Genomic DNA, 7,139 nt, shown 5'->3' with positions numbered 1-7,139 from the left:
GCTTCACATAGCGTGTTTCTTCATGTTTTTCCATTAGGATACTTTTTGTGTATCGCTATTTCAGGACGGGACAAATAAACCAAAAAAAAAGTCTAGTGTAAAAACTAGACTTTTTTTATAGATTACTATACGATTACTTTATCTCGTAGGTATTATTTTCTTTTTTTAAATCAGCCATTAATCCACTTGAGTCGATGGTGATTTTCTTGATAGAAGCTTTCGATTTAGAAATATCAAATTCAAAGGTTGGGTACGCCCAAGCCCAATCATTCAAAACTGTTCTTTTTATGGCGGGATTTGGATTTTCTTTTTCGAAACTCATCATGCGCAACGGGATGTAGAAACTTTCTGTTTTTCCATCTGTATATTCTACTAACAGATCAATAGGCATTGGCATTCTACCAATTCTTTCTAAAGTAACCGTCGTTTTATCTGCATTTTCCTTTACATCCTTGATGCCATAATCAATCGTATTGGTTGTTTGGGTCCAATCCACTAAGTACCAATCTAAATTTGCTCCAGAAACCCTCTCGGCTGATCTTTTGATATCATTTGGCGTAGGGTGCTTGAATTTAAAATCACTATAATATCGCTTCAAGGTCTTCATAACATTATCTTTCCCTATCAAATACATCAATTGAGTCAAGAAAATTTCTCCTTTACTATACGATGTGATGCTGTAGACTCTGTTTTCATCAAAACGATCTGCATGCGTTCCTTGTGGCAACTCTTTCCCTGAATTTACCATAGAGAAATAACTTGTATATGCTCCAGCAAATGGATTTTCTACCTTTTTATCCGCAATTTCATTTAGTCCAAAATCTTCCAGAAAAGACGTAAAACCTTCGTCCATCCATCCGTGTTTTGACTCATTGGAAGCCAAAACATGTTGGAACCAAGAGTGCGCCATTTCATGAGCGGTAACTCCTAATAATCCTTCAAAACTACCTTGTCCCAAAATCAGCGTACACATGGCATATTCCATTCCACCATCGCCACCCTGAATCACAGAATATTGTTTGTACGGATAATCCCCTACCGTTTTGTTGTAAATTTCCATTAACTGGACCGTTTTTGGTTGCAGGTTTTTCCAGTTTTGAATGTATTTAGGGTTGTTTTTATACAAAAAATGCAAATCAACACCGTTAGGCCCTTTTACTACATCGTGAATGTAATCTGGATCAGCAGCCCATGTAAAATCATGAACCATTGGTGCATTAAAATGCCAAGTCAACATTTTTGTTTTCTTTGGAACAGACACAACAACACCTTGGTCTTGATAGCCGTGACCAATTTCATTTTTGTTTTGTAAATAACCGGTACCGCCTAAAACGTAATCCTTGTCAATAGTAATATTCACGTCAAAATTTCCCCAAACACCATGAAATTCTCTGGCAATGTAAGGATCTGCATGCCAACCTTCAAAATCAAATTCAGCCATTTTTGGATACCATTGCGACATAGATAATGCTACACCTTCAGCATTATTTCTTCCGGAACGACGAATCTGAATGGGAACCTGACCCTCAAAATCTAATGTAAATGTAGTTTTAGTATTCGGCAATATTTCCTTAGCCAAAGTCACCTCAAGAATAGTTCCAACCTCTTTTGCAGTAGCAACTGCTCCATCTTGTTTAAAATTAGAAATTCGCAAAAAACCAATTTCATTTGGTTTCAGGTTTTTAATGCGGCTTTCCTTCACTTCTTTACCGTCTACTTTTATTTTGGTGACCATTCTGCCGTCAGGATCTTTGATACTTTGGATTCTGGCATCCATTTCGCTTCCGGGCTGAAAGGCATTATTAAATAGGTGATAATATACTTTTCTCAAAGTATCCGAAGAATTATTGGTGTATACCAATTCCTGCTTCCCGGTGTACTGGTGTGTTTTTACATCCAAGGTAACATCCATTTTGTAATCGACATGTTGTTGCCAATACGAGGTGTTTTGGGCAAAAACAGTTCCGAGACCAAAAACAACAAAAGAAAATAAAAGTAATTTTTTCATATGTAGATAATATTTGTTTTTTATAGGAATATGGTATCGCCAGATCTTCATTGGTGTTTGCGACAGCTTCTGTCATGGCGATTTCATAGGTAGGTTTAAATAAAAATGGAAGGACAAACTGCCCTTCCAAGTACTAAATTCTTAAAATATTATTTTTTAGACATTTTTTCTGCCATGAGTAAAGCATTGTATGCATTTACTATTTTACCAGATTTAGAAAGTGCCGAAAAGGGACGCGTGTCATTTGGTTTTCCTCCCACAATAACAGCTGTTGTAATTGCAATTCCGGAATCCATCAAGATGTGTTTTACTTGTTGCGCGGATAATTTTGGGTAATACGAACGAATCAAAGCCGCTACTCCGGCAACGTTTGGCGCAGCCATTGAAGTTCCTTGCAAGTATTTATAAGTATCGTTTGGAGTTGTAGCATAGATTTTTACGCCAGGCGCAAAAACATCTACATTAATTTTTCCAATGTTAGAAAAACGAGCCACAACCTTATTTCCGTATTCAAAATTTAAAGCCCCAATTGTGATAAAATTATCTGCAAACTCTGTTATTTTATCCTCAGAGTCATTTGGAAAATTGTCTGCATAATCGATGTCTTTTGCGTCATTTCCGGCTGCATGTACAATCAAGACGTCTTTTTTCTCTGCATATTTTATAGCATCGTACACCCATTGCTTGTGAGGAGAAAAGCCTTTTCCAAAACTTCCGTTGATTACTTTGGCTCCATTATCTACTGCGTAACGAATCCCAAGTGCAATATCTTTATCATACTCATCTCCATCCGGCACAGCGCGAACGGTCAGAATTTGAACATTATTAGCCACACCATCACCCCCCAAAGTATTATTTCTGGTTTGAGCAACAATTCCGGCAACGTGAGTCCCATGAAGAATTTCGTTCTTGTCTGGTCCCATCACATTATTGTTTCCGTATTTAGTATCCGTAATATCATTTGGATTGTCGCCTACTACTTTACGATAATCTGTTTTTAGATTGTCACCGTTTATAAGGGCAACCTGATCGTCTAATTGTTTTTGAATAGCCACTTTTAGTTCCGCAATTGGCAATCCATAAGAAAGCATTTGTTGCATAGCCGCTTTGCTCTTTTGTGTTTCCAGTTCTTGAGAGACAATCGCATTTACCTCTTCAATGGTATAAACTGACTTACCAAAATGTTTCATTAAAATAGCATCACTGGTCATAAGAGCCGCTGACATTTGCTCTGAACGTGTTTTTCCTGCGTCTGCTTCGGCAACTTTTTTGTCATTCAACGCTTTTGCAGCTTGATAGGTAACGTCATCTACCAGGGTTTTATCTTTGATAATTCTTTCGTATTCCAGATTCTCTTTGGTACTATCTCCAAGAAAATTCCAACCGTGAATATCATCAATATATCCATTTTTGTCATCGTCAATTCCGTTTCCGGGAATTTCTTTGGTATTAGTCCAAAGTGCCGATTTTAAATCCTCATGTTCAATATCCACACCAGAATCTACAATCCCAACAATCACAGGCACGCCTTTTTTACCCTTCAATAATTCAGCATACGCTTTATCTACGCTCATTCCGGGAATCGTGTCAGTAACAATATCTAAATGGCTCCAACGTTTCAAGTCTTTTTCAGTTATTGGTGCTTTTTTTGTAATATTCAAAGGAGCGCTTATGGCAACCAGTCCAGAAATTGAAGTATTTGAAACTTGTCTTGAAGCGCCACAACCTGCTAATGCTAATAAAGCAAAAGCAGAAATGCAAATGGGTTTAATGGTATTCATCGAAAATGTTTTTTGTTAATTTTGAAATGTTTGTCTAAAATAATTTTTTTTGTTACAACTGAAACTATACTTAACACTACGTTAAGACTTCATCACATGAAAACCGTTCTTTCAAACGCACCCCTTTTTCCGTTTTTTCAACCGTTATGATTTCGTTATGCGCATCATGTTCTAAAAATAAATAGTAATTATTTTCTGCTGCAGCATTTAGAAATTTCGCTTTTTCAGGCATCGTTAACAAAGGTCTGGTGTCATAACCCATGACATACGCAATGGGAACGTGTCCGGCTGTTGCCAATAAATCAGCGCAAAAAACGATTGTTTTATCCTTGTATTGTATGTGCGGAATCATTTGCTTTTCCGTATGTCCATCAGCAAAGAAGATGCCAAAACCCAATTCCGATTTTGCCAGAAAATCGCCTTCCGGTCTTTGGATGAAATGCAACTGACCGCTTTCCTGTATCGGCAAAATGTTTTCAGACAAGAACGATGCTTTCTCTCTGGGATTTGGTTTGGTTGCCCATTCCCAGTGATTTTCGTTACTCCAGAATTTAGCGTTTTTAAAAGCCGGTTCATACCCCGTTTTGCCCTTATTCCATTGTACACTGCCCCCACAATGGTCAAAATGCAAATGCGTCATAAAAACATCCGTGACATCATCCCGATGAAAACCGTGTTTAGCTAATGAGTTGTCCATCGAATGGGTACCCCAAAGCGAGTAATACCCAAAAAATTTATCGGATTGTTTGTTTCCCATTCCGGTATCAATCAAAATCAATCGATTGCCCTCTTCAATTAGTAAACAACGAGCAGCAATGTCAATCAGGTTATTCTCATCTGCGGGATTGGTTTTGTTCCAAATGGTTTTTGGCACTACGCCAAACATTGCACCTCCATCTAATTTAAAGTTTCCAGTTTCTATGGGGTATAATTTCATGTTTTTTGTGTTTTTTGAGAAGTTTCAAAGTTAAGGAATTCAAATGCTTTTAGTTGCTTCAAATAGCTTTTTTCTATTTTTGTATTGGTTATAAAAATGTTATCAACTGTGTAAAAAGCTTTTTATATACTATCTTTGTCTTTAATTTAGACAAAATCAATATAAGCTATGATAAAAGTTTCTGACACAGCAAGAAAAAAAATCATCGATTTAATGCAAGATGATGGTTTTGACGCCTCCATAGACTACGTGAGAGTAGGTGTGAAAAGCGGCGGATGTTCTGGATTGTCTTATGATTTAAAATTTGATAAAACAAAAAGCGACGACGATAAGATTTTTATAGACAACGATATCACTATTGCTGTCGAAAAAAAATCCTTTCTGTACCTAGCCGGAACAGTATTAGAATTTTCAGGAGGAATAAATGGTAAAGGATTTGTTTTTAATAATCCTAATGCCAATAGAACATGTGGTTGCGGTGAGAGTTTCTCTCTTTAATTTAAAGATTGAAAAATTAAAAGATTAAAAGATTAATGATAGTATGACAAAATCATTTAAAGAATTTGATGTCCATAAAAAAGGTATTGTCTTAACTAAATTAGTTTTTGAATTATTAAATAATAAATCCTTGGAAAAAGAATTTGGTTTTAAGGACCAAATAAAAAGAGCAGTAGTTTCAATTACAAATAATATTGCCGAAGGTTCAGAATACAACAGTAATAGACAATTTACAAGATATTTAAAAATCTCCAAAGGCAGTTGTGCTGAGGTTAGAAATATGTTGGTATTATCCAGATAGTTAGGTTTTTGCAATCACGAAGAAATTCAAAAAAGTTATAATTTAACTATTGAGATTTCTCAAAACCTTTCTAATTTTATTAAATATTTAGACACAAATAATAAAGTTTAATATTCAATAATTGAATCTTTAAATCTTTAAATCTTTAAATCAGAATGAGCAAATATACAGAAGACGACTTAAAAATCGAACTCGAAAATAAAGAATACGAATACGGATTTTACACTGAATTAGAATCAGAAACGTTTCCTATAGGTTTAAATGAAGATATCGTTCGCGCTATTTCGCACAAAAAAGGAGAACCTCAATGGATGACTGATTGGCGTCTTGAGGCTTTTCGTGCTTGGGAGCAAATGACAGAGCCAGAATGGGCAAATGTGCATTATACCAAACCTGATTTTCAGGCTATTTCCTATTACTCAGCTCCAAAAGCGGTAGATCCAAATAAAACATTGGATGATGTAGATCCGGAACTTTTAGAAATGTACAAAAAGTTAGGCATCTCTGTCGATGAGCAAAAGATGATGAATAATGTAGCTATGGATATCGTTGTGGATTCCGTTTCAGTAGCAACGACTTTCAAAAAAACATTAGGCGAAAAAGGAATTATCTTCATGAGTATTTCTGAAGCCATCAAAGAACATCCAGAATTAGTTCGTAAATATTTAGGGACAGTTGTACCGCAAAAAGACAACTTTTATGCGGCGCTGAATTCGGCAGTTTTCTCGGATGGATCTTTCTGTTATATTCCAAAAGGCATTCGTTGTCCAATGGAACTTTCGACCTATTTTAGAATTAATCAGGCAGGAACAGGACAATTTGAAAGAACATTATTAATTGCTGACGAAGGTAGCTACGTGTCTTACTTAGAAGGTTGCACCGCTCCAAGTCGTGATGAAAATCAATTGCACGCTGCAGTAGTAGAATTAATCGCTTTGGACGATGCTGAAATCAAATATTCAACCGTACAAAACTGGTATCCTGGAAATAAAGAAGGAAAAGGTGGCGTTTTCAACTTTGTAACTAAAAGAGGAATTTGCGAGAAAAACGCAAAAATTTCTTGGACACAAGTAGAAACTGGTTCTGCTATAACTTGGAAATATCCTTCGGTTGTTTTAAAAGGAGACAATTCAACAGGAGAGTTTTATTCAATTGCAGTGACCAATAATTTTCAACAAGCAGATACTGGAACTAAGATGGTGCATCTAGGTAAAAACACTAAATCTACTATTATATCTAAAGGAATTTCTGCAGGTAAATCCCAAAACAGTTACAGAGGTTTGGTGCGCATTTCAGCAAACGCAGAGAACGCTAGAAACTTTTCACAATGTGATTCCTTATTAATGGGAAACAATTGTGGCGCGCATACCTTTCCTTATATCGAAAGCAAAAATCCATCGGCAAAAATCGAACATGAGGCTACGACAAGTAAAATTGGCGAAGACCAAGTTTTCTATTGCAACCAACGTGGAATTCCAACCGAAAAAGCCATTGCGTTAATCGTAAACGGTTTCAGTAAAGATGTATTGAATAAATTACCAATGGAATTCGCCGTAGAAGCACAAAAATTATTAGAAATTTCGTTAGAAGGTTCTGTAGGGTAATTTTTTAAAT

Annotated in this window: 6 protein-coding genes; 3 read left to right on the top strand and 3 right to left on the bottom strand. The window is 36.1% G+C overall.

Features of this window, described 5'->3' with window-relative positions; genetic code table 11:
• Positions 1-133: 133 nt before the first annotated feature.
• The 3 genes from EKM02_RS12965 to EKM02_RS12955 all read right to left on the bottom strand — a co-directional run bounded on the left by EKM02_RS12965 (position 134) and on the right by EKM02_RS12955 (position 4,726).
• Positions 134-2,008, bottom strand: a complete 1,875-nt coding sequence (locus EKM02_RS12965; protein ID WP_126455806.1) for a M1 family metallopeptidase — start codon at positions 2,006-2,008, stop codon at positions 134-136.
• Positions 2,009-2,157: 149 nt separating this feature from the next.
• Positions 2,158-3,789: a S8 family peptidase gene (locus EKM02_RS12960; protein ID WP_126455805.1), complete on the bottom strand. Its 1,632-nt coding sequence runs from the start codon at positions 3,787-3,789 to the stop codon at positions 2,158-2,160.
• Positions 3,790-3,865: 76 nt separating this feature from the next.
• Complete coding sequence (locus tag EKM02_RS12955) at positions 3,866-4,726, bottom strand: MBL fold metallo-hydrolase (protein ID WP_126455803.1); 861 nt, start codon at positions 4,724-4,726, stop codon at positions 3,866-3,868.
• 168 nt (positions 4,727-4,894) lie between these two features.
• Between EKM02_RS12955 and EKM02_RS12950 the strand changes: the two genes are divergently transcribed.
• The 3 genes from EKM02_RS12950 to sufB all read left to right on the top strand — a co-directional run bounded on the left by EKM02_RS12950 (position 4,895) and on the right by sufB (position 7,129).
• Positions 4,895-5,224, top strand: a complete 330-nt coding sequence (locus EKM02_RS12950) for a HesB/IscA family protein (RefSeq protein ID WP_126455801.1) — start codon at positions 4,895-4,897, stop codon at positions 5,222-5,224.
• Positions 5,225-5,267: 43 nt separating this feature from the next.
• Entirely contained in the window at positions 5,268-5,525 is a 258-nt protein-coding gene (locus EKM02_RS12945) for a four helix bundle protein (protein ID WP_199878493.1), read from the top strand.
• 155 nt (positions 5,526-5,680) lie between these two features.
• The gene (sufB, locus tag EKM02_RS12940) at positions 5,681-7,129 is read left to right on the top strand and encodes a Fe-S cluster assembly protein SufB (protein ID WP_126455799.1); all 1,449 of its coding nucleotides are present in this window, start codon (positions 5,681-5,683) and stop codon (positions 7,127-7,129) included.
• Positions 7,130-7,139 lie beyond the last annotated feature (10 nt).

The organism is Flavobacterium sp. RSP49, assembly GCF_003968735.1.
Taxonomy (GTDB): Bacteria; Bacteroidota; Bacteroidia; order Flavobacteriales; family Flavobacteriaceae; genus Flavobacterium.
Note: the sequence above shows the minus strand (reverse complement) of the source record. Positions and strands in the feature narration are given on the sequence as shown.

Bases quoted from the DNA above. Each gene is read 5' to 3' on its own strand.
- EKM02_RS12960 (WP_126455805.1), bottom strand. From the start codon at position 3,789: ATGAATACCATTAAACCCATTTGCATTTCTGCTTTTGCTTTATTAGCA.
- EKM02_RS12965 (WP_126455806.1), bottom strand. From the start codon at position 2,008: ATGAAAAAATTACTTTTATTTTCTTTTGTTGTTTTTGGTCTCGGAACT.
- sufB (WP_126455799.1), top strand. From the start codon at position 5,681: ATGAGCAAATATACAGAAGACGACTTAAAAATCGAACTCGAAAATAAA.
- EKM02_RS12950 (WP_126455801.1), top strand. From the start codon at position 4,895: ATGATAAAAGTTTCTGACACAGCAAGAAAAAAAATCATCGATTTAATG.
- EKM02_RS12955 (WP_126455803.1), bottom strand. From the start codon at position 4,726: ATGAAATTATACCCCATAGAAACTGGAAACTTTAAATTAGATGGAGGT.
- EKM02_RS12945 (WP_199878493.1), top strand. From the start codon at position 5,268: ATGACAAAATCATTTAAAGAATTTGATGTCCATAAAAAAGGTATTGTC.